At 67.0% G+C, this 20,885-nt stretch carries 21 protein-coding genes; 10 read left to right on the top strand and 11 right to left on the bottom strand.

Annotation, left to right across the window (positions count from 1 at the left end; all coding sequences use genetic code 11):
* Nucleotides 1-161: 161 nt before the first annotated feature.
* The 6 genes from fdnG (at nucleotide 162) to MPARV_RS0118840 (ending at nucleotide 7,629) form a co-directional block, all read left to right on the top strand.
* Complete coding sequence (gene fdnG / locus MPARV_RS0118865; protein ID WP_274517219.1) at nucleotides 162-3,425, top strand: formate dehydrogenase-N subunit alpha; 3,264 nt, start codon at nucleotides 162-164, stop codon at nucleotides 3,423-3,425.
* Entirely contained in the window at nucleotides 3,422-4,279 is an 858-nt protein-coding gene (locus MPARV_RS0118860) for a 4Fe-4S dicluster domain-containing protein (RefSeq protein WP_020379354.1), read from the top strand. Before fdnG ends, MPARV_RS0118860 begins: the two co-directional genes overlap by 4 nt.
* Nucleotides 4,276-5,391: an NrfD/PsrC family molybdoenzyme membrane anchor subunit gene (nrfD, locus tag MPARV_RS0118855; protein ID WP_020379353.1), complete on the top strand. Its 1,116-nt coding sequence runs from the start codon at nucleotides 4,276-4,278 to the stop codon at nucleotides 5,389-5,391. Before MPARV_RS0118860 ends, nrfD begins: the two co-directional genes overlap by 4 nt.
* 142 nt (nucleotides 5,392-5,533) lie before the next feature.
* Nucleotides 5,534-5,803 carry a hypothetical protein gene (locus MPARV_RS0118850; RefSeq protein ID WP_020379352.1) on the top strand — a complete coding sequence of 90 codons (270 nt, stop codon included), beginning with the start codon at nucleotides 5,534-5,536 and terminating at the stop codon, nucleotides 5,801-5,803.
* A gap of 41 nt (nucleotides 5,804-5,844) precedes the next feature.
* A complete protein-coding gene (locus MPARV_RS0118845; protein ID WP_020379351.1) occupies nucleotides 5,845-6,498 on the top strand; it encodes a response regulator in 654 nt (217 codons plus the stop codon).
* A 201-nt stretch (nucleotides 6,499-6,699) separates the two neighbouring features.
* Nucleotides 6,700-7,629, top strand: a complete 930-nt coding sequence (locus MPARV_RS0118840) for an NUDIX hydrolase (RefSeq protein WP_172636602.1) — start codon at nucleotides 6,700-6,702, stop codon at nucleotides 7,627-7,629.
* 17 nt (nucleotides 7,630-7,646) lie between these two features.
* Here MPARV_RS0118840 and MPARV_RS0118835 read toward each other — a convergent pair whose 3' ends face one another.
* Genes MPARV_RS0118835 through MPARV_RS21725 form a run of 4 tightly spaced genes read right to left on the bottom strand, consistent with a single transcriptional unit; the run spans nucleotide 7,647 to nucleotide 11,891 of the window.
* Nucleotides 7,647-8,510: a sterol desaturase family protein gene (locus tag MPARV_RS0118835; protein ID WP_157789734.1), complete on the bottom strand. Its 864-nt coding sequence runs from the start codon at nucleotides 8,508-8,510 to the stop codon at nucleotides 7,647-7,649.
* A gap of 48 nt (nucleotides 8,511-8,558) precedes the next feature.
* Nucleotides 8,559-10,079, bottom strand: coding sequence for a lysine--tRNA ligase (gene lysS / locus MPARV_RS0118830; protein ID WP_012223742.1), 1,521 nt, complete (start codon nucleotides 10,077-10,079; stop codon nucleotides 8,559-8,561).
* Nucleotides 10,076-10,906, bottom strand: coding sequence for a type III pantothenate kinase (locus MPARV_RS0118825; protein ID WP_012223741.1), 831 nt, complete (start codon nucleotides 10,904-10,906; stop codon nucleotides 10,076-10,078). The genes lysS and MPARV_RS0118825 overlap by 4 nt, the downstream gene beginning before the upstream one ends.
* Nucleotides 10,907-10,934: 28 nt before the next feature.
* On the bottom strand, nucleotides 10,935-11,891 hold the full coding sequence (locus tag MPARV_RS21725) for a TetR family transcriptional regulator (protein ID WP_081582446.1): 957 nt from the start codon (nucleotides 11,889-11,891) through the stop codon (nucleotides 10,935-10,937).
* Between the two features lie 136 nt (nucleotides 11,892-12,027).
* On the opposite strand from MPARV_RS21725, the gene MPARV_RS0118815 reads away from it, so the two are divergent.
* Both MPARV_RS0118815 and MPARV_RS0118810 read left to right on the top strand, forming a co-directional pair.
* Nucleotides 12,028-13,119 carry a ferredoxin reductase gene (locus MPARV_RS0118815; protein WP_020379347.1) on the top strand — a complete coding sequence of 364 codons (1,092 nt, stop codon included), beginning with the start codon at nucleotides 12,028-12,030 and terminating at the stop codon, nucleotides 13,117-13,119.
* 246 nt (nucleotides 13,120-13,365) lie between these two features.
* Nucleotides 13,366-14,409 carry a fatty acid desaturase family protein gene (locus MPARV_RS0118810; protein ID WP_051012065.1) on the top strand — a complete coding sequence of 348 codons (1,044 nt, stop codon included), beginning with the start codon at nucleotides 13,366-13,368 and terminating at the stop codon, nucleotides 14,407-14,409.
* 31 nt (nucleotides 14,410-14,440) lie between these two features.
* Here MPARV_RS0118810 and MPARV_RS0118805 read toward each other — a convergent pair whose 3' ends face one another.
* Together MPARV_RS0118805 and MPARV_RS0118800 are read right to left on the bottom strand one after the other, a co-directional pair.
* Nucleotides 14,441-14,839 (bottom strand): type II toxin-antitoxin system VapC family toxin, encoded by a 399-nt coding sequence (locus tag MPARV_RS0118805; RefSeq protein WP_012223733.1) that lies wholly within the window; start codon nucleotides 14,837-14,839, stop codon nucleotides 14,441-14,443.
* Entirely contained in the window at nucleotides 14,830-15,042 is a 213-nt protein-coding gene (locus tag MPARV_RS0118800) for a type II toxin-antitoxin system Phd/YefM family antitoxin (protein ID WP_200865178.1), read from the bottom strand. The genes MPARV_RS0118805 and MPARV_RS0118800 overlap by 10 nt, the downstream gene beginning before the upstream one ends.
* Before the next feature lie 169 nt (nucleotides 15,043-15,211).
* Here MPARV_RS0118800 and MPARV_RS0118795 point away from each other — a divergent pair, with 169 nt between their 5' ends.
* A complete protein-coding gene (locus MPARV_RS0118795) occupies nucleotides 15,212-15,862 on the top strand; it encodes a class I SAM-dependent methyltransferase (RefSeq protein WP_020379344.1) in 651 nt (216 codons plus the stop codon).
* 3 nt (nucleotides 15,863-15,865) lie between these two features.
* Here MPARV_RS0118795 and MPARV_RS0118790 read toward each other — a convergent pair whose 3' ends face one another.
* From MPARV_RS0118790 to MPARV_RS0118780, 3 genes are read right to left on the bottom strand one after another with little or no spacing between them, the layout of a single operon-like run.
* On the bottom strand, nucleotides 15,866-16,126 hold the full coding sequence (locus MPARV_RS0118790) for a type II toxin-antitoxin system CcdA family antitoxin (RefSeq protein WP_012223729.1): 261 nt from the start codon (nucleotides 16,124-16,126) through the stop codon (nucleotides 15,866-15,868).
* Between the two features lie 42 nt (nucleotides 16,127-16,168).
* Nucleotides 16,169-16,612: a hypothetical protein gene (locus MPARV_RS0118785; RefSeq protein WP_155852334.1), complete on the bottom strand. Its 444-nt coding sequence runs from the start codon at nucleotides 16,610-16,612 to the stop codon at nucleotides 16,169-16,171.
* Between the two features lie 15 nt (nucleotides 16,613-16,627).
* Nucleotides 16,628-18,118, bottom strand: a complete 1,491-nt coding sequence (locus MPARV_RS0118780; RefSeq protein ID WP_172636601.1) for a carotenoid oxygenase family protein — start codon at nucleotides 18,116-18,118, stop codon at nucleotides 16,628-16,630.
* A gap of 119 nt (nucleotides 18,119-18,237) precedes the next feature.
* On the opposite strand from MPARV_RS0118780, the gene MPARV_RS0118775 reads away from it, so the two are divergent.
* Entirely contained in the window at nucleotides 18,238-18,993 is a 756-nt protein-coding gene (locus MPARV_RS0118775) for a DUF1801 domain-containing protein (RefSeq protein ID WP_020379341.1), read from the top strand.
* A gap of 30 nt (nucleotides 18,994-19,023) precedes the next feature.
* On the opposite strand, the gene MPARV_RS0118770 is transcribed toward MPARV_RS0118775, so the two are convergent.
* Together MPARV_RS0118770 and nadC are read right to left on the bottom strand one after the other, a co-directional pair.
* A complete protein-coding gene (locus MPARV_RS0118770) occupies nucleotides 19,024-19,752 on the bottom strand; it encodes a glycosyltransferase family 2 protein (protein ID WP_012223720.1) in 729 nt (242 codons plus the stop codon).
* A 183-nt stretch (nucleotides 19,753-19,935) separates the two neighbouring features.
* The gene (gene nadC / locus MPARV_RS0118765) at nucleotides 19,936-20,820 is read right to left on the bottom strand and encodes a carboxylating nicotinate-nucleotide diphosphorylase (RefSeq protein ID WP_031279341.1); all 885 of its coding nucleotides are present in this window, start codon (nucleotides 20,818-20,820) and stop codon (nucleotides 19,936-19,938) included.
* Nucleotides 20,821-20,885: the final 65 nt, after the last annotated feature.

Here is a 20,885-nt window from a genome sequence, read left to right as displayed (position 1 = left end):
CCCTCATGGGCATTGCGCCATCACCTCACACAGCCCGGACCGCTTCTGATTGCACCCAGTAGGTTGAGGACTGCGGCTCTCAGGTAGTGCACAAGCGGGGGCGACCAAGGGGGCGAGTGGTGTCAGCAACCGACCGTGGCGGCGCCCGGAGTGACCGCTCGTTGTGGGGGAAGGTCACCGACGCCCTGCCGGTGCTCGCCCAGCTGACCGGAAAGGGCGGTGACCCACTCGGCGAGGGTGCGTACAGCAGCCGCACCCGCGAGCTGTCGGCGCGCACCGCCGACGCCGACGAGGTCACCACGTCGGTGTGTCCATACTGCGCCGTCGGGTGCAGCCAGCGCGTGTTTGTGCGCAATGGCCGCATCACCAACATCGAGGGCAACCCCGAAAGCCCGATCAACCGGGGTCGCCTCTGCCCCAAGGGGGCGGCCACCTTCCAGTTGGTGACCGGCACCCACCGCCTCGACACCGTGCTGCACCGGCGACCGGGCGCCACCGAGTGGGAGCCGATCGCCCTCGACGACGCCATGGACCGAGTGGCGCAACTGATCGCCGAGACCCGCGACCGCACCTGGGAGGAGTCGGACGCCGACGGGCGACCGCTGCGCCGTAGCCAGGGCATCGCCTTCATGGGCGGGAGCACGCTCGACAACGAGGAGTGCTACCTGCTGGCCAAGTTCTGGGCCCAGCTCGGCGTGCTCCAAGTGGAGAACCAGGCCCGCATATGACACTCGGCCACCGTCCCCGGTCTGGGGACCACGTTTGGCCGGGGTGGCTGCACCACCTACCTCCAGGACCTGCCCAACAGCGACGCGGTGCTCATCATCGGCTCCAACTTCGCCGAGGCGCACCCGGTGGGGTTCCAGTGGGCGATGGAGGCCCGCACCGCGGGCACCAAGATCATCCACGTCGACCCGCGGTTCAGCCGCACCTCCGCGTCGGCCGACCAGTTTGTGCCCATCCGCCCCGGAACCGACATCGCCTTCATCGGCGGGCTGATCAACTACGTCCTCACCAACGAGCGATGGTTCACCGAGTTCGTCCACGCCTACACCAACGCCGGTCACGTCGTCGCCGAGGGCATCGAACTGCCCGACGAGCTCGACGGCCTGTTCAGCGGCTGGGTCACCGACGAGGGCCGCTACGACACGGCCACCTGGCAGTTCGAACGGGACGAATCCGGGGAGGCCGTCACCGACCCGACGTTCACCCACCCGCGCTGCGTCATGTCGCTGTTGCGGCGCCACTACGCCCGCTACACGCCGGAGATGGTGTCCGACATCTGTGGCATCGACCCCGCTGCGTTCGACCGGGCCGCCGACACGTTCACGGCGGCGTCGGGTCGGGACCGCACCGGCATGGTCTGTTACGCCGTCGGGCTCACCATGCACTCCAAAGGTGTGCAGAACATCCGCTCGTTGGGCGTGTTGCAGTTGCTGCTGGGCAACATCGGCCGTCCTGGCGGTGGCATCTTGGCGTTGCGGGGCCACGCCAACGTGCAGGGTGCGACCGACCTTCCGGTGCTGTACGACCTGTGGCCCGGCTACCTGCCCAAGCCCACGGCCGACGATGTCGATCTGGCCGGATACCTGGAGCGGGTCGCCAAGCCGACCGGCTGGTGGGCCAACACGCCCGCCTACGTCGTGTCGCTGCTGAAGGCGTGGTTCGGCGACGCCGCCACCGCTGAGAACGACTACTGCTTCGATCGCATGCCCCGGCTCACCGGCGACCACAGCTACATGGTGACCCAGGCGGCGATGGCCGATGGTGCGGTCGAGGGCATGATGGTCGCCGGCGAGAACGTGTCGGTGTCGTCGGTGCACGGGTCGCTGCAGCGGTCGGGCTTCCGCAAGCTGCGCTGGATGGTGGTGCGCGACCTGACGATGATCGAGACCGCCGAGTTTTGGAAGCGGGGCGAGGAGTACGCCAAGGACCGCGGCGAGGACCGCATCGACCCCGCTGACGTCGACACCGAGGTGTTCCTGTTTCCCGCCGCCGCGCATGTGGAGAAGGAGGGGTCGTTCACCAATACCCAGCGGATCCTCCAGTGGAAGGACCAGGCCGTGTTGCCGCCGGGCGACGCCCGCAGCGAGCTGTGGTTCACCCACCACCTCATGGCCCGGCTGCGCGACATCTACGCCGACAGCACCGATCTCAAGGATCAGCCCATCCTCGACGGCACCTGGGACTACGAGGTCGAGGGTGCGCTCGACGAGCCGTCGGCCAACGACGTGCTCGCCGAGATCGGCGGGTTCGGACCGGACGGACCGCTGTCGTCCTTTGGCGAGCTGCGCGACGACGGCACCACCTCGGCGGGGGCCTGGACCCACGTCGGGGTCACCGCTTCCGGGGATAACCACGCCCGCCACCGCGACGGCACGCCCGGCGAGAAGGGCGCTGCCCTCGACTGGGGGTGGGCGTGGCCCGCCAACCGACGCAACCTGTACAACCGGGCCTCGGCCGACCCAGAGGGCCGACCGTGGTCGGAGGACAAGGCGCTGATCTGGTGGGACGAGACCGGCGGGCCCGACGGCGGGGGGGCGTGGGTGGGCCATGACACGCCCGACTTCCCGGTCGACCGGGCGCCGTCGTATCGGCCCGAGCCGGGGGACACCGGCACCGACGCCATCGCGGGCGACCAGCCGTTCCTCATGCAGACCGACGGGCTCGGCGCGCTCTGGGTGGCCGACGGCCTGCGCGACGGCCCGCTGCCCACCCACTACGAACCCCTCGAGGGCGTGGCCCCAAACCGGCTCTATCGGCAGCAGAACACGCCCGCCCGCACCCAGTGGGACCGCGACGACAACCCGTATCACCGGGCCTACGACGATCCCCGCTTCCCGTTTGTGCTCACCACCTACCGGCTGACCGAGACGTTCGGCTCGGGGTCGATGGCCAACCGCAACCTGTCCTGGCTGGGCGAGCTGCAACCCGAGCTGTTCTGCGAGATCTCGCCCCAGCTGGCCGAGCTGCGAGGCATCGAGAATGGGGGCTGGGTCACGATGAAGTCGCTGCGGGCCGAGGTGGAGATGCGGGTCCTGGTCACCCGACGCCTCGTGCCGCTGCAGGTGGCGGGCCGCACCGTGCACACCGTCGGCCTCCCCTACCAGTGGGGCCGCACGGGCCAGATCGGCGGCGCCGCGCCCAACGAGCTGCAGAAGATCTCGGGGGAGGCCAACGTGACCATCGAGGAGTGCAAGGCGATCACGATCGACCTGGTGCCCGGACGGGTCGCCCGCAACCTGCGCGCCGGCACCGACGGGCCGCTTCAGCCCGAACCCGACGGCGACGCCCCAGCCCGCGACCTGCCCGGCATTACCCGGCCCGCAGGACGCCACGGCGTCACGATGGCCGCCGACCAGCAGGGCGGCGAACCCGACAGCCAAGCCCCGACGTCCAAGTCCGAGCCCGGAGCGACCTCATGAGCAACCCAACACCCACGTTGCACACCACGACCGCCAACGACCCGGTCACCGGCGTCGCCCGCCAGGTGGGCTTCTTCACCGACACCTCGGTGTGCATCGGCTGCAAGGCGTGCGAGGTGGCGTGCAAGCAGTGGAACCAGCTGCCCGATGATGGGTTCAGCCTGACCGCCAAGAGCTTCGACAACACGATCGACCTCAGCGCCACCACCTGGCGCCACGTGGGGTTCATCGAACGGGACGAGCCGGTGTCGGGCCAGGAAACCAACCTGGGCGACCCGTTCTCGTGGCTGTTCATTGCCGACTCGTGCAAGCACTGCGAGGACGCCGGTTGCCTCGACAACTGCCCCACCGGCGCCCTCGTTCGCACCGAGTACGACACCGTCTACGTGCAGCCCGACATCTGCAACGGCTGCGGCACCTGCGTGGTGTCGTGCCCGTTCGGGGTGATCGACAAGCACCCCACCGACGGCCGGGCCTGGAAGTGCACCATGTGTTACGACCGGCTGAAGGACGACGAGACCCCGGCGTGTGCGCAGGCGTGCCCCACCGAGGCGATCGCGTTCGGGGAGCTCAGCGAGCTGCGCGAACGGGCCGACGTTCGCCTGGCCGAACTGCACGATCGTGGGGTGGCCGAGGCCCGGCTCTACGGCGCCCACGACGACGACCTGCCCGGCACCCGCGGCCTGCACGCGTTCTACCTGCTGTTGGACTCGCCCGACGTGTATTCGCTGCCCACCAACCCGGTGGCACCCCAGAACACCGTCAACGAAAGCTGGCGTTCGATGGCCGGTGCGCTCGGGGCGATGGCGGTCGGTGTCGGCGTGGCCATGCTGTCCGGGAGGCGAGCCCGATGAGCGGCTCGACGGACGGCTTCGGCGCCGCTCGGGATCATCCGACCTCACCGAACCAGGCGCAACCTTCGCAGGGTCGCGGTGCCACGCCGCAGCCGGACATCGTGATGAAACACCCGCCGGGAAGCTGGCAGGCCCTGGCCGCCGGCGAGTTCGCCAGCGACGGCCGCAACGTCGATACCCGGCGAGCCGAACTCTCGGGCGAAGGGGCCGGCCTCGATGCTGGCGATCGAGTGGGCGATCAAGGCCACCTCGGCGACGCATCGCAGACCACAATGGCCGAGGCGATCACCCAGCGAGTGGTGAAGCAGTCGCGCTGGACGTGGGAGGTGCCCACCTACTTCGCCGTTGGGGGCATGGCGGGCGCAGCAGCGACGCTCGCCGCCGGTGCCCAGCTCGCCGGGCTCGGTGGCGACGACCGGCGGCTCGTTCAGTCGGGACGGGTGATCGCCCTTGGCGGCACCGTGGTTGGTTCGGTGTTGTTAGTTGCCGACCTCGGCCGCCCCGAACGGTTCTGGCACATGCTGCGAGTGTTTCGTCCCAGCTCGCCGATGAACGTCGGCTCCTGGGTGCTTGCCGGGTTCGGTACCGCTTCGGCCGTCGCCGCCGTGCTGGGCCGATCCCCCTACCGCCGGCTTCGGTTCGTCGGCGACGTCGCCGGACTCACTGCCGGCGTGCTCGGCCTCCCGATGGCCGGCTACACCGGTGTGCTGCTCGGCGCCACCGCCCAACCGGCGTGGTGGCACGCCCGGCGCTGGTTGCCCAGGCTGTTCGTCGCGTCCGCCGCCTCTGCCGGGGCGGGGGCCCTGGAACTCATCCCCATGTCACCTGACGAGGAACGGGCCGTCCGTATTTTCGCCATCGGCGCCCGTGCCGTGGACCTCGCCGTAGCCAAGGCCATGCTCCATGACCTCGCCGAGGCGCCCGACGTCATCGCCGCCTACGAGGAAGGTCAGGCTGGGCGCCGAATGAAGGCAGCCGAAGCGCTCACCGTCGGTGCCCTCGGTGGATCGTTGCTTTCCACGAAGTTCCGGCGGGCCCGCCCCGTCGCCGGGGTTCTGGCTCTCACCGGCTCGCTCCTCACCCGCTTCGCTGTCATGTCGGCCAACGACTGACATCGGCACTCTCGCTGATCAGTCGGACCTCAGACAACGGGATGCGCGACGGCCGGTCCCATTCTCTGCGCCGACTACCGACAGCGATGTAACGTCGAATCACGCTGAGGCGTCCTGGTGTGACGATGACCAAGGAGATCCCGTGAACAAGCGCTCACTCATCGCCGTCGGCGTGCTCGTCGGCTCGGTAACCGGATGCAGTTTCTCGTTCTCAATCGGCGACGACACCTGTGCTGACTTCGCTGACTATTCCAACGAGGATAAGCAGAAGGCAGTCGACGAAATCTACGAGCGGGACGACCCGTCGGCCGACAATCCAACGGCCGACGACCCCAGCCTGCGGCTCCCGTCGCTCGAGGCGTATTGCGTCAAGAATCCGGACGACAAGCTGTCCAGCCTGACTCCCGACTGAGTGAGTCTGGGGATGCCACCGGCCGGGTACCGTGGAGGTCGATGACCGACGCCTCGACGCCATCCGACAACCGCAGCCAGGTAAAGGTGGTGCTGTGCGATGACCACCCGATCTGGCGGTCGGGAGTGCGCGCAGACCTGGGCGAGAACTTCTGGGTGGTCGGCGAGGCAGGGGATGCCGACGAAGCGATCGCGGTCATTGGTGAGACCAAACCCGACCTTGTGGTCTGCGACCTGCACATGCCCAAGGGCGGTGGCATCAAGGTGGCCAAGGAATGTGGCGAATCCACCCGAGTGGTCATGTTGACGGTCTCCGAGCAAGAGCGCGACCTGCTGGACGCGGTCGCCGCCGGCGCATCCGGCTACCTGGTGAAGTCCACCCCTCCCAACGAGTTGCGCGACGGCCTGTGGCGGGCCGCTCAGGGCGAGCCGGTATTCAGCCCGGCGCTTGCGGCCTTGGTGTTGGGCGAGTTTCGGCGACTCGCCAAGGGCACAGAGAGCCACTCCGCCCTGTCGGACCGCGAACGGGAGGTGCTCACCTACGTCGCCCGAGGCCACACCTACAAAGAGATCGGCGCCGAGCTTTTCATCGCCGACAAGACCGTCGAAAACCACGTGCGCAACATCCTGTCCAAGCTGCACCTGAACCGTCGCCAGGAACTGATCCGATACGCGGTGGAGCACGGGCTGGACTGATTATGGCTCAACCTGAGCCGTAGCGACCAGATTTCGGCAACCAACGCACCGGCCAGGTGCGGAGGCCTGTGCACTTGGCGATGCAAGAGGGCCCAAGCAGTGGGCGATGACACGGTCCTCCTCGTCGGAGGGCATGGCGAGCTGCACGTGATCGCTGGCAACGACGCTGGCCGTGAGATGATGGCGCATGGACTGCAACGCATGAGCAAGCAACAACAACTGGCAGTACGGGTCGGGGCCTACGCCGTGTGCACCAGGGAAGCCGGCGATTCACTGGAGATTCTGTTGGCCCGCTGCGGACCCGACTCGAGATTCGTCGGCGAGTGGGCCCTCCCCGGCGGTGGGATCGAGTGGGGGGAGCATCCTCGCGACACCCTGGTTCGAGAGATGGCCGAGGAGACCTCGCTCATGGGGGCACCCGGACGGTTCCTCGCCGCCTACGCCCAACACGTAGACGCGAAGGGCAAATTCCCCAAGGGCGTGGCGATGGGGCTGCTCTTCGCCACCCGTGCCGCCGATGGTGATCCCAAGCTGGGCGAGGACGAGGGCACCACCGATGAGGTGGCCTGGCATCCGATGAACGACCTCCCGACGTTGGCGTGGAACAGCAAGGTGGCGGTTGAGCTGGTGAACGACGGGGCCCGGTCGCAGGCTCCTACCGAAGACATCCCCGGCCCGGGGCTCGGCATCCCCCACCGTCCCCGCAGCTCTCGCCGCCGCCTCGGCGCCTACGCCATCGCCACCAACCACGACGCCGAGGTTCCCCGAATTCTGCTGACCAGGCTGGCGCCTGACGACCCCGAGGCCGGCTGTTGGAACCTGCCCGGCGGCGGGGTGGAGCCGGGCGAGTCGCCGCTGGAGGCGCTGACCCGGGAGTTTCACGAAGAGACGGGGCTGGCTCCCACCAGCGTCGCCCCGCACGAGGTCGACTCACGCGTCTACGAAGCCTGGGGCTCCAAGCAGATCAAACACAGCGTCGGGGTGATCTACCGGGCCACCGCCCGAGGCAATCCGGAGGTGCTCGAAACCGACGGCAGCACCGAAGAGGCAGCCTGGTTCCCGGTCGATCAGCTGGGTGAGGTGCAACTGTCCCAACTGGCCAGGGCAACGCTGGCACACCACACCTTCTGACCCGGGGGCCAGCCGGCTCAGTGAGTCGGCGGGGCCAGTGCCACCCGCCCGGCCTGACGCAACGATTCCGCACCACGCAGTGAACGAATCAGCTGGGGGTATCCGCCCAGCACCACCCGGCGAACCCGTTGATCGGTCAGCGGCACAGTCATGCCGTAGCGGGGCGCCTCCACCTCGGGCTCATAGGTACCAAACAGCCGATCCCAGATCATCGTGTGACCACCGAAGTTCTTGTCGAGGTACTGCCGGTTGGACGCGTGATGCACGCGGTGGTTGGAAGGCGTGGTGAACCAACGATCCAGCCACCCGAGCCGAGTGATCATTTCGGTGTGTTGCAACTGACCGATCATCAGGCTGAACGCACCCATCACCGGGTACATGATCGGCGGGAAGCCCAGGAGCGGCGCCCAGAGACCGGTGAACGGCTTGTAGAAAACCTCGGTCCAGGGCATGCGCACTGCGGTGACGAAGGTGAGCGATTCGGCCGAGTGGTGCACCTGATGCGACGCCCACAGCACGGCCACGCGGTGCTCGGCCCGGTGGATCCAGTAGTAGGCGAAGTCGCCGATCAGCCAATAGGCCAGCCACGTCAGTGGGCTGCGCCACGACCAATCGAAAATCCCGACGTTGCGGTACAACCAGATATAGGCGGCAACGGCCGCTGATCCGGCAGTAGCCACCTTGAGCGCCAGGTAGCCAAGACCCACGCCGACCGACGTGGTGCTGTCGCGGCGATTCCAACGATCGGCCCTGACGCTGACCACGAGTTCGACGAGCACCAGGCTGAGCACCGAAGCGAACAGCACGACGTTGGCGTTGATGGGCACGAGGCTGCCGGTGGCCGGATCGAGGGCGAACGGTGAGGCCTGCGAAGTGAACATGACCCCATCGTCGGGGCACATGCGACCTCAAACCATCGGGGCCATCCCCTATTCGTCCCTGGGGGCGGTCGCCGGCTCGGAGCGGGTGACGTCGAGGTCGATCGACGGCTCGGGTCGCAGCGTGGGAAACAGCACAACGTCGCGGATCGACGCCGAGTCGGTGAGCAACATGATCAGCCGATCGATGCCGATGCCCAGGCCCACCGTGGGCGGAAGCCCGTATTGAAGCGCCCGCACATAGTCGGAGTCGACCGTCATCGCCTCGGGGTCACCGGCGGCGCGGGCCTCGGCCTGGTCGGTGAAACGGGCAAGCTGCTCGTCCGGGTCGGTCAGCTCGGCGAAGCCGTTGCACAGTTCCCGTCCACCGACGATGCACTCGAAGCGCTCCACGTAGCCGGGCCGATCACGGTGCGCCCGGCTGAGCGGTGACACCTCCACCGGATAGTCGGTGACGAACGTCGGCTGGATCAGCGTGTGCTCAACCAGCTTCTCGTAGAGCTCCAGGAGCAACTTGCCCGGGCCGTCACCGTCAGACCAGCCGACGTCGTGGGTGTCGCACAGCTCCCGCAGTCGCTCGATGGGGGTGTCGACACCGACGGTCTCGCCGACTGCCTCAGAGGTCAGCTCGTCCATCGGCACGCGACGCCAAGGCGGCGCCAGATTCAGCTCGTGCTCGCCGTAGGTGATGGTGGTTGATCCCAACAACTCGTTGGACAGCTTGGCCACCAGAGCCTCGGTCAGGTCCATGTAGGTGACCGAGTCGCCGTAGGCCTCGTAACTCTCCATCATGGTGAACTCGGGATTGTGCCGGGTGGAGATGCCCTCGTTGCGGAACACCCGTCCGATCTCGAAGACCTTCTCCATGCCGCCTACCACCAGGCGCTTCAGATACAGCTCGGGGGCGATCCGCAGGTACAACGGCAGGTCGAGCGCCTCATGGTGGGTCTCGAACGGGGTTGCAAGCGCGCCGCCCGGTTGGCTGTGAAGCATCGGCGTCTCCACCTCCAGGTAGCCGTGGTCCTCGAAGAAACGGCGGATCATCGACACGGCGCGGCTGCGCAACACCAAGGCGTCACGTGCCTCCTCGGTGGTCCACAGGTCGACGTAGCGCTGCCGGTACCGGGTGTCGGTGTCGGTCAGGCCGTGCCACTTGTCGGGAAATGGCCGCTTCGCCTCGGCGAGACGAACCCAGTCGTCCACCTTTACCGACAGCTCGCCACGACGGGTGGTCATCACCTCGCCGGTCACCCCGATCCAGTCGCCCAGGTTGAGCCCGGCGAAGACGTCAAAGTCGGGGGTGGACGCCTTGGGGGCGAACAGCTGGATCCGGCCCGAACCGTCAGCCAACGTGCCGAAGCCCAGCTTGCCCTGGATACGACGCAGCATCAGCCGCCCGGCCACCGTGATGGTCTCGCCGGTCTCGCTGCCGGGCTCCAAGTGACCCCAGCGCTCCCTGACCACGTCGCTGCTGGTCACCCCAGCGAATGCGTAGGGCTGCATCAGCCGGGTGGACGCTGCACCGCTCGGATCCAAGGAATCGGTAGGTGCGAGGTCGGTGGGGTCGGTCACTGATTCTTCTCCCAGATCAGGCGCAGGCCGTGGAGCGTGATCCACGGGTCGAGTTGGTCAACGTTGGCTGCGTGGGGAACGATCACGTCGGCCAGCCCGCCGGTGGCAACGATGGTGGCCGATCCGCCCAGCTCATCGACAATCCTTTTGATCATGCCATCAACCATGGCGGCGGTGCCGTAGAGCACGCCCGACTGGACCGACTCCATCGTGGTACGCCCAACGACCGACCGGGGCGGCACCAACTCCACCCGACGCAGCCCGGCGGCGCGCCCGAACAGCGCATCGAGGCTGACCTCCACCCCGGGGATGATGGCGCCGCCCAGGTAGGCCCCGTCGGCCGAGATCACGTCGAACGTGGTGGCGGTGCCGAAGTCGACCACCACGGTGGGGCCGCCGTATCGGTCGAGCGCGCCGACGGCATTGGCCACCCGGTCGGCACCCACCTCGGCAGGGTTGTCGTAGCGAATCGGAAGGCCGGTCTTCACGCCCGGCCCCACCACCACCGGCTCGATACCGAAGCGGTGCTCGCACATTTGGCGGAGCTCACCGGTCACAAACGGCACGCCGGAACTGATGGCGATGCCATGCAACTCGATCTCGTCGTCGAGGACGTCCTCGGCCGACTCGAGGAGTTGGCGCAGCACCATGGCCAGTTCGTCGGAGGTGCGGTCAACGTCGGTGGAAATGCGCCAGTGATCCACCAGGTCTGAATCGTCAGCCCCACTGCTTGGCGTGCCCGAGACAACGTCGGCGTTGTGCTCCGGGGCGGTCCGATAGAGGCCCACCACGGTTTGGGTGTTGCCCACATCGATGGTCAGCAGCATCGGGCTGCCCTCGTCGCCGCCGCCTGCATCACTTGGACTTCTTTTTCGACTTCTCCAACTCCCTGCGCACGTTGGCCACCATCCTGGCTGCCGACATCGAGAACGAGCCTTCGCGATACGCGGGATAGAAGATGGCGCCCGCCAAAATCACGTTGACCTGCAACTCCACTTCCGTGCCGATCAACCCGTACTGGCTGTCGCCCGAGGCGCCCGGGAGGAGGTCGACCACCCGTTCGGTGCCCGACCACACCGCCCCGATCACCAGTGACGCCACCGCCATGAGTTCCTCGGTGGTCAGGTCGCGAGCCTGATGGAAGCGGGCCAGATCGGTGGCCAACTCGCTGATCCACAACTGCATCTCCCGGCCAAGCGCCATGCGCAACGCGCTCGATCCGCCGTACCGCTCCTTGGCGATGAACCGAAAATGCTTGGGATGCTCGCGGGCATACCCGAGAAAGGCCACCACCGAGTTGTCCACCAGTTCGGCGGTGGACACCGGCTGAGCACGGATTGCCCGCATGACCTGGCGAAGCTCGGTGAAACTCTCATCGACCAAAACCAGCCCCACCTCGCCCATATCGGCGAAGTGCCGGTAAAAGGTGGCCGGCACCACACCCGCATCCCCGGTGATCTCGCGGATTGAAATATCGGTGAACGCCTGATCACCGGCCAATCGAGCAAGGGCTGCGTCCAACAACGAGCGACGTGTGCGTTCCTTCTGTTCGCTGCGAGTACCCGTCGGAGCGCGGTTTGCCTTCGACGTCGGTTTCGATGCTGCGGCCTTGCGCTTCGGCGACGACGCGGAGCCGGGCGCGTTCCCCTTCTTGGCAGCAGCGTCGCTGCCTGCTCTCGCTCCCGGAATCTGCGACGCTGGGTTACGACTCCTCGATGGAGATCGACGGTGACTTCGGACGGCGGCGGCATCGCCCTCAACGGATGCAGGCTCCCTGGAGGGCTCGACCATCTCGTCCTCCGGGGAGTTCACGGTGTTTCCAAGACGACGGTTGAGATCACGCCTCAACGGTAGCCGCCATGCCCAATGCGCCGTTGCCCGGTGTGGACCTGGTCACATTGAGTGAACACTCGTTGACTCAAACCCTGAGGGACGTTACAGTGCACATATGTTCACCCAAACCCGATCCACCCTCCGTCGGGCCGCCAATGCGCTGGCCAGCCCGCTGCCCGTGGACGCGTACCTCTCCATGATCGACCCCCTCTGGTCGTCCAGCTCCTTGAAAGGTCGGGTTGTGTCGGTCGCACCAGAGACCAGTCGGGCCACCACCATCGTCCTCCATCCCGGCCGGGGTTTCGGCCAGTACGAAGCAGGCCAGTGGGTCACCATCGGAGTCGAAATCGCCGGGGTACGGCACCGACGCTGCTACTCCCTCACCTCGGACCCAAAAAACTCGGGCGGGTTGATCTCCTTCACCGTGTCGGCCATTCAGGACGGACTGGTGTCGAACCACCTCGTGTACTCGACCCAGCCGGGCGATCACCTCACGTTGGAGCAGCCGGCCGGCGATTTTCATCTGCCCGCCGACCGCAACACTCCCATGCTGTTCATCACCGGCGGGTCGGGCATCACCCCGGCCATGGGCATGATCCGCACGCTGATCGGTGCGGGCGAGTGCCACGACGTGGTCCTCATGCACCATGCACCCAGCGCCGACGAGACGATCTTCGCCGACGAGCTCGCAGAACTGGCCGCCCGAACCCCCGGGCTGACCGTCAACGTCGCACACACCGGCGCCGGAGCGCCTCCCCCCGAGTTGGCGCTCACCTCTGAGCGTCTCGACCGGGAGTGTCCCGACTGGGGCACCCGCACCACATGGGCATGTGGCCCGGCACCGATGCTGAACGATGCCGAGACCGCGTTCGAATCGGTCGATGCCACCGACCTGCTGAACATCGAACGGTTCGTTCCCAAGGTGCGCACCGACCTCGGCGAAGCCGGTGAGGGTGGCAAGGTGACCTTCACCTCCAGCGGCACCGAGACGGTGCTGAACGGCGCAACCACCCTGTTGGATGGGGCCGAGCAAGCAGGCCTCACCCCTGCATCGGGTTGCCGCATGGGCATTTGCCACACCTGCATCGCGCCCCTCGAGTCTGGTTGCGTCCGAGATGTTCGCACCGGCGAACTCATTTCCGAGCCCGGCACCCAGGTACAGATCTGCGTGTCGGTCGCGGCCGGCGATGTCGACATCGCCCTGTAGCCGCACGGCCCCGTACCCAAAACACCAGTTCAACATCCCTCGCACACCCGCCATCCGCACCACCGGAGACCCCGCATGACCGCAACCCTCACTCCCCGCACGACCACCAGGTTCGACCAGGTCGACCTCGACGAGTCCGGCCCGAACGGCGCCACGGCGCCAGGTCACACCGAAGCGCTCGACCCCAAGCCCACCCCCCGCGCCGGTGGGCTCACCCTGGAGCAGTCCGAGGCCTTCGGCGCCGCCATGGACGAGCTTCGCGAACTGATCCGGGCCGACCTCGGCACTGAGGATGCCAACTACATCCGCCGAGTCATCGCCGCCCAGCGCAAGCTGGAGGTCGGCGGTCGCCTGGCCCTGTTCGGCTGGTTCCTTCCGCCGCTGTGGGTTGCGGGCGCCGTATCGCTGGGTCTGGCCAAGATCATCGACAACATGGAAATCGGCCACAACATCATGCATGGCCAGTACGACTGGATGCGTGACGACGAAATCAACTCCCGAGTTTGGGAGTGGGATCACCCGTCGGTGTCCACCCACTGGAAGCACTCCCACAACGACGAGCACCACACTTGGACCAACATCGTGGGCCGCGACCGCGACGTCGGGTACGGCACGCTGCGCATGTCCGAGGATCACCCGTGGAAGCCGGTGTTTCTCCTCAACCCGGTGTTCGCCACGCTGCTGGCGATCAACTTCGACCACGGCGTCGCACTGCACGAGATCCACATCGAGGAGATCCAGCGCGGCCGCCGCAGCTTCGCCGACGTGAAGCCGCTCCTCAAGGAGATCGGTCAGAAGTCAGGCAAGCAGGCGCTGAAGGACTACGTGCTGTTCCCGGCGCTTACCGGGCCTGGGTTCCTGCCGGTGGCCGGGGCCAACCTCACCGCCAACCTGATGCGCAACCTGTGGACGTTCCTCATCATCTTCTGCGGTCACTTCCCGGACGGGGTGGAGCAGTTTCCAGAGGAGATCATCGAGGGTGAGACCCGGGGCGACTGGTATGCCCGACAGATCCTCGGCTCCGCCAACATCGACGGCGGTCAGCTGTTCCACCTGATGACCGGCAACCTCAGCCACCAGATCGAGCACCACGCCTTCCCCGACATTCCCGCCCGCCGCTACGCCGAGATGGCGCCCCGGGTGCGGGAGCTGTGCGAGGAGTTCGGGCTGGAGTACAACACCGGCGGCCTGGCGAGGCAGTTCGGCACGGTCGTTCGCAAGATCGGCGCCCTGGCACTGCCCGAGAGTTTCGGCCCCAAGGCCTGGTACCGCCGGGTTCGCAAGGGCTGAACCCGCAACCGCTCAGCCAACTGGGCGGCGGCTACCAAACAACGTCGAGCCCGCCCAGCTCCGCGAAGACGCCATCACGGCTCAGCAACGTTGCGTGTTCGAGAAGCGCTTGGGCAGCCAGCATGCGATCAAACGGGTCGCGATGGTCCCACCGGAGTCCGCCCGCTCGGAGCGCATGTTCCGGCCCGACAGGAAGGTGGGTAGCACCGAGAGTCTGGACGACCGAGAGGTACTGGGCCACGATGGGCTCAGCTTCGCGGAACTTTCTCAATCGGGTCTTCGTTGCCAGCTCCCAGGCCGACGCCGCCGAAACCAGGACCTCGGTGAACGGACTCTCGATCAGGGTGCGCGCCGTGTCGCCCAGCCGTTCCGGTGCGCTCAGCGCCCAAACCAACGCATGGGTGTCCAGCAAAACCGTGCTCACTCCCATTCCGCCAACTCGTCGTCGGACAACGGATCGAACATCTCGTCCGGTACATCGAGGTGCATGAACCCAAGCGTCCGCGGCGCGGGTTCCTCGATCGGGATCAGACGCGCCACCCGGCGACCAGAGCGGGCAATGACCACCTCGTTCCCGTCAGCCGCTGCATCGAGCAGTTCGGACAGCTTGGCCTTCGCTTCGGCGACATTCATCTGGATGACCATAGTGACCAAGTGTACCTGACCAACTTGAACGAGCGGCGAGCCGCGGCGATCAGGCGAAGCAGGCCCCAGGCCCAAAAGCACTATGTGCGTCGTAGGCTGACCCGATGGCACACCTGCTGACCGGCCGACCGATTCCCCGCTCCCCCGAGGCGATCCGATGATCCGTGATCTCCCGGTCGTGATCGGCTGCCCAGCGCACGGACCACCCGATGGCTTGTCAGCCGATCACCCGCTGCGCACGATCGCCCGTGACGCGGCCTTTGACCCCGACGCCTGGACCGATGAACGCCGACGGCGGCTCATCGCACTGTTCGACACCCTGGCCGAGGACTGGTCGAGCCGGGATGTACCCGGCCGCGAGGCACCCATCCTCGATGCGCTCGACCGGGGACTGGCAGCAGCGCCTTCGACCGAGCGTCGGGTGGCCATCGATGTGGGTGCCGCCGACGGCATCAACGACCGGCACCTGACGCCGACGTTTCCCGACCTGATCACGCTGGACCTGTCGCTGGAGATGCTGCGGAGCGCGACCGACCACGTCACCAACCGCGTCCAGGCCGACGGCTCAGGCCTGCCCGTCGCCGACCGTTCGGTCGACGTGATCCTCCTGATCAACGCGTTTCTCTTCCCCATTGAGATCGAACGAGTGCTGGCGCCGAACGGGGTGCTGATCTGGGTGAACTCCCGCGGCGCCGCGACGCCCATCGGTCTGCCGTCGAACGATGTGGACCAGGCGCTGCCCGGGGAGTGGGCCGGTGTCGCGTCGTCGGCCGGTTGGGGCACCTGGTCGGTGCACTGGCGGTCCTAAGGCTCAGCGCAGCGTGGCTGCTTTCGTTGCCTGCCACTCGTTGAATACTCCGGCGGCCCAGTCCGTCGCTTCCTCTGGCATGGGACCGTGCTCATCGACGAGTTCTTGGAGCCATTGGTCCGTCGAGCGAGCATGACGCACCTCAGTGAGATGGGCCGAAATGGCCTCGTCCACCGAGGCAGACAGGCTCCCTGGATCGATCAACGCGCGCAGCTCGGCGAGCTGGTCGGCATCGAGCCTCAGCGTGACCTTTTGCTTCGCCATCTCCGCAACGTAGTAACTACGGGTGCGGCGACGGCACTCCGGCTACTTCTCGCCGGTCACCGGCCCCGGACCATCCGGGCACTCGCGCTTCTCGACGTCCGCGCTGCCGGCGTCTCCATAGGCCACGTGGAAACACCAGCCCGGCGCCCGGCCACGGCCGACGTAGACCACCGCCACCCGAGCTTTCCGAGTCGCTGCCGCATCGCCGAGCCCATCCTGAGCCGTGTACGTGTACTGCTGAACGCCCGGGACGTCCGGCCAGGTGACGGTGACCCGCTCGGGGTCAAACAGTTCGGCTGCCACCGCGCCGGGCGTGGGGCGCGCCGACCCGGCGTCGAACTTGGTCGAGAGCTCGGCGGCCACCGCCTTGGCTTCGACCGCAGCCTGGTCGGTGGCGACACCTTGCTGATGTCGGAACCAGAGGAAACCGCCGAACGCGACGACCGCCACAGCGACCAAGATCCATCCCCTCGATCGTCGGCTCACGACATGACCATCCGATCAGGCGTCGTCGGCGGCGACCCAGGTGGCGTGGAACCCGTGGGGCACCCGCTGGGGCAGCTCGATCGTGGCCACCGGCTCGGCGGCAAAGTCCTGGGCGGCGAGGATCAACAGGTCGCTGCCGTCACGCTCGGCGTTGTAGCTGTAGGTGAACACGTAGCCGTCGTCCTCGGCGTCGCCGGTGGGGACGAACAGCCCTTCGTCGCACACCCGGTCGGCGCCCGGGTCGAAGTACTCCTGGGTGTTGGTCTCGAAGTCCTGCTTGTACAACCCACCCAGCTGCACGGTGTCGGGGTTGTTCACCGCCTCGATCAGGTAGCCGTAGCGGTAGGGCCGTCCCACCCGGCGGGGGTCCCTGCTGGGCAGGTCCATGTGCAGGTCGGCCTCGAGGGTGTCGTCGGAGAACGTCAACTGCTTGCCGGCGGTGTTGATGCGCCAGCGGTGCAGTTCGGGTGCCTGGCCCAGCGGCCCGTTCTCGAACATCGTTTCGAACTGGCTGACGTCGACCACCACATCGTCGCCGTCCCGGAACGCGTTGATGCCGTGGAAGACGTAAGCGGGCGGCACCTCCACCCAGCGAATGTCGGCATTGGTGCCGCCGAGGGGCAGCACGCCGATGCGGGCGCCGTATTCCGGCTCCCAGCGGAACGGCAGGTCGGCACCCTTGGCCGCCATCGACAGGTCGAGCACCACCGGGAACTCCCAGAACACCACGTCGCGGTCGGTGATGGCGAAGTCGTGCATCATCGTCGACTTGCCCACCTCGATCGGCGCCGAGTGAATCAACCGGCCCTGGGCGTCGGCCACGTGGTAGGTGAGGAACGGCTCGAAGAACCCGTAGCCGAAGAAGTGCAGCTCGCCGGTCTCGGGATCCACCTTGGGGTGCGCGGTCATGTTGGTGTCCAGCTTGCCGTCGAAGTCGTAGACGCCGACCGTGGACAGGTCCTTCGGCGACAGCTCGTAGGGAAAGCCGATCTCGCCCGACGTGAACAGCTTGTTGTTGTGGGTGAACGCCGAGACGTTGCTGTAGCCGATGTCCCCACCGGGTATCCCGGCGTCAGCGAACCCGTCACCGCTTTCGTACAGGGTGGTCCTCACCCAACGGTTGGCGTACGACTTGGCCTCGCCGCCCTCAAGGCGAACCCCGTGCAACATGCCGTCGCCAATGAACCAGTGGCCGGTGTCGGCGTTGACCGAGTTGGATCCGTTGCGGACGTACAGCCCGGCCAGCTCGTCGGGGATCGAGCCGGTGACCTTGAGCGAGGTCGACCGAACCTCCTTGGAGACCGGCGCAAAGTTGCCCTGCAGCCACCAGGGCTTGTCGCCCTTCACCTGGGTGAGCGCACGCGTGGTGCTCGGTCCGGCCGACGTCGAGGACGACAACCCCGACGTTGTCTCCACGTCACCGCCGCAGGCGGCCAACATGCCGGGAAGGGCAGCAACGCCCAGCGCGCCGCCCCCCGCTCGAGTGAGAAACTGCCTTCGATTCATGGGTCGCTGCTGCACGGCGAGACGATAGTGGGAGGTTCTGCCGATCGCGTCGAACGCTACTCAATGCTGTGAACCGTCGGAGTCCCACTCGGGTCTCGGGGCGCCGGTATCGTTCGGTCATGGCCGAGTTTCCACCCAACATTGGCGCACCCGCTACCCGGGCGATCACCCGGGCGGGCATCGTGTCGCTCACCGACCTCGCCGGCTGGAGCGAGGCAGCGCTTGGCGAGTTGCACGGGGTTGGCCCCAAGGCGATCACGATCCTGCGCGACGCGCTGAACGATGCCAACAAGACGTTCACCGTCGACACCCGTACCGCCGACATTACCGAAGTGGACGCATACCTCGACGCAGCGCCGTCGCCGCAACGGGAGACCCTGCGCACGGTCAGAGCCACGTTGCTGGAGCTGCTCCCCCACGGGCGCGATGCGATGAGCTACTCGATGCCGGCGGTGAAGCTCGACGGTATCTCCGTTGCGGGCTACTCGGCCAACAAGAACCACTGCGGCTACTACGCCCACAGCGGTTCCACGACCGAGGCGGCCGGCGAGCGGCTCGACGGCTACGTCACGACCCGCTCCGGCATCCACTTCGATGTCGACACCCCGCTGCCGAAGTCGATCCTTGCGTTGATGGTCTCGTTGAAGCTGGACGAGCTGGGCCACACCGACCGGGGCATCCGCTCGGAGTACTACCCCGATGGCCAACTGAAGGCCCAGGGCAAGTTGAAGGACGCCAAGCCGAGCGGGCGATGGAAGTGGTTCCGCGCCGACGGCAGCCTCGAGCGGGTCGGCACCTTCCGGGTCGGCGAGCGGGCCGGCATGTGGCGCAGCTACGACGGCGACGGCAACCCCACCGACACGACGACCTACTGACCGTCGCCCCGCCCAACGGGCGAGAGCGAACTAACGCCGGGCGAGGCGCCTGAAGCGGGTGCCCGTCGGCGAATAACGCACGATGCACTGCAGGGCCTGCACACCGTCACGCCAGCCGATCTTCTTGCCCTCGTCGTAGGTGCGCCCCGAGTAGCTGATGCCCGTCTCATAGATGCGCAGGTTGCGGGCTGACACCTTGGCGGTGATCTCAGGCTCGAAACCGAAGCGGTCCTCCTCGATCTCGATGCTCTGGATCACCTCACGGCGGAACATCTTGTAGCAGGTCTCCATGTCGGTCAGGTTCAGGTTGGTGAACATGTTCGACAGGGTGGTGAGGAACCGGTTGCCCACCGAATGCCAGTAGTAGAGCACCCTGTGGGGCCCACCGGCGAGGAAGCGCGACCCGTAGACCACGTCGGCCCGGCCATCGAGCAGCGGCTCCAGCAACACCCCGAACTCGGCGGGGTCGTACTCCAGATCGGCGTCCTGCACCACGACGTAGTCGGCGGTCGCCTCGGCGAAACCTCGTCGCAGCGCGGCGCCTTTGCCCTGGTTGTAGCCCTGGTCGTACACCTCCACGCGAGGGTCGTCCATCGAACGGGCCAGCTCGAGGGTGTTGTCGGTGGAGCCGTCATTGACGATCACCAGCTCGGCGCACCAGGGCGACGCGAGCACACGTGTGGCCGAGGCCAGCAACGTCTCCTCTTCGTTGTAGGCGGGCATCACAACCGAGAGCACCGGTCGAACTTCGGAGGTCACGACTTCTCCTTGGGGCAGGGGACCCGACATTCTCCCACGGGGAGCCGATCGCAGTGAAGCCGGCCTCGGGCACCGGCACGACGCACAGCGATCGCACCCAAGGTCGAACTGGGTGTCTTTGTTGTGGGGCGTCCCGCAGTAATGACACCCAGTTGCTGCATGGGTGTCATTACTGCGGGACGCTCAGGTGGCGATATCGAGGCCGATATCGAGCACCGGGGCCGAGTTGGTGATCGCCCCGGAGGACACCAGGTCGACACCGGTGGCGGCGTACGCGGCCACCGTTTCCAGGGTGATGGCACCGGACGCCTCCAGCAGGCAGCGGCGGGGCGAGGAGCCCTGTAACTCGGCCGCCAGCGCCACGCACTCGGAGACCTGCTCCGGCGTCATGTTGTCGAGCAGCACCGAATCGGCACCGGCCTCGATGGCGACCACCATCTGGTCGGAACGCTCGCACTCCACCACGACGGTGCGGTTGGGCCAACGGTCCTTGGCCAGGCCAACCGCCTCGGCCACGCCCAGCCCGGTGAGATGGTTGTCCTTCACCATGATCGCGTCGGACAGGTTGGCCCGATGATTGCGCCCGCCGCCCGCCCGCACCGCGGCCTTCTGCAACGACCGCAGACCGGGCGTGGTCTTTCGGGTATCCCACACCCGAGTGCTCGACCCGGTGGCGGCCGCCCGGTCGACGAATGCGGCCGTGTTCGTGGCCACGCCGGACAGGTGCGACAGGAAGTTCAACGCCGTGCGCTCGGCGGTCAGCACCGTGCGCAGGTGACCTTCCACGGTGCCGATCACCGAGCCTGCCTCCAGACGATCGCCATCGCTCAGCCGCCAGGTGAGCGTGAGGGAGGGATCGACCTGCGCGAAGGTCTCGATCACGCAGTCGACGCCGGCGAGCACGCCTGCCTGCCGGGCGCGCAGCTCGGCGGTGGTGACCGCGTCAGCGGGCACCAGCACGCTGGTGAGATCGCCGAGCGGGGTCAGATCCTCAGCCAACGCACGTTCGACGGCGGAACGAACCGCCAATGCTGGAGGGGACAGGTAGTCATCGACTGGTCCGGGCATGGTGCCATTCTTGCCCGTGTCGCGGAAGGCCACAGGCTCGCCTGGAACTTGACGTCACCACCTGA

The sequence above is a fragment of the Candidatus Microthrix parvicella Bio17-1 genome (genome assembly GCF_000299415.1).
In the GTDB taxonomy this organism is placed as follows: Bacteria; Actinomycetota; Acidimicrobiia; order Acidimicrobiales; family Microtrichaceae; genus Microthrix; species Microthrix parvicella.
This window is presented reverse-complemented; position numbering and strand designations above follow the sequence as displayed.

Excerpts from the sequence above, each read along its gene's own strand:
- MPARV_RS0118860 (WP_020379354.1), top strand. The coding sequence starts at position 3,422 with ATGAGCAACCCAACACCCACGTTGCACACCACGACCGCCAACGACCCG.
- nrfD (WP_020379353.1), top strand. The coding sequence starts at position 4,276 with ATGAGCGGCTCGACGGACGGCTTCGGCGCCGCTCGGGATCATCCGACC.
- MPARV_RS0118845 (WP_020379351.1), top strand. The coding sequence starts at position 5,845 with ATGACCGACGCCTCGACGCCATCCGACAACCGCAGCCAGGTAAAGGTG.
- MPARV_RS0118840 (WP_172636602.1), top strand. The coding sequence starts at position 6,700 with ATGAGCAAGCAACAACAACTGGCAGTACGGGTCGGGGCCTACGCCGTG.
- MPARV_RS0118835 (WP_157789734.1), bottom strand. The coding sequence starts at position 8,510 with ATGTTCACTTCGCAGGCCTCACCGTTCGCCCTCGATCCGGCCACCGGC.
- MPARV_RS0118825 (WP_012223741.1), bottom strand. The coding sequence starts at position 10,906 with ATGCTGCTGACCATCGATGTGGGCAACACCCAAACCGTGGTGGGCCTC.
- MPARV_RS0118815 (WP_020379347.1), top strand. The coding sequence starts at position 12,028 with ATGTTCACCCAAACCCGATCCACCCTCCGTCGGGCCGCCAATGCGCTG.
- MPARV_RS0118810 (WP_051012065.1), top strand. The coding sequence starts at position 13,366 with ATGGACGAGCTTCGCGAACTGATCCGGGCCGACCTCGGCACTGAGGAT.
- MPARV_RS0118805 (WP_012223733.1), bottom strand. The coding sequence starts at position 14,839 with ATGGGAGTGAGCACGGTTTTGCTGGACACCCATGCGTTGGTTTGGGCG.
- MPARV_RS0118800 (WP_200865178.1), bottom strand. The coding sequence starts at position 15,042 with ATGAATGTCGCCGAAGCGAAGGCCAAGCTGTCCGAACTGCTCGATGCA.
- MPARV_RS0118795 (WP_020379344.1), top strand. The coding sequence starts at position 15,212 with ATGATCCGTGATCTCCCGGTCGTGATCGGCTGCCCAGCGCACGGACCA.
- MPARV_RS0118790 (WP_012223729.1), bottom strand. The coding sequence starts at position 16,126 with ATGGCGAAGCAAAAGGTCACGCTGAGGCTCGATGCCGACCAGCTCGCC.
- MPARV_RS0118780 (WP_172636601.1), bottom strand. The coding sequence starts at position 18,118 with ATGAATCGAAGGCAGTTTCTCACTCGAGCGGGGGGCGGCGCGCTGGGC.
- MPARV_RS0118775 (WP_020379341.1), top strand. The coding sequence starts at position 18,238 with ATGGCCGAGTTTCCACCCAACATTGGCGCACCCGCTACCCGGGCGATC.
- nadC (WP_031279341.1), bottom strand. The coding sequence starts at position 20,820 with ATGCCCGGACCAGTCGATGACTACCTGTCCCCTCCAGCATTGGCGGTT.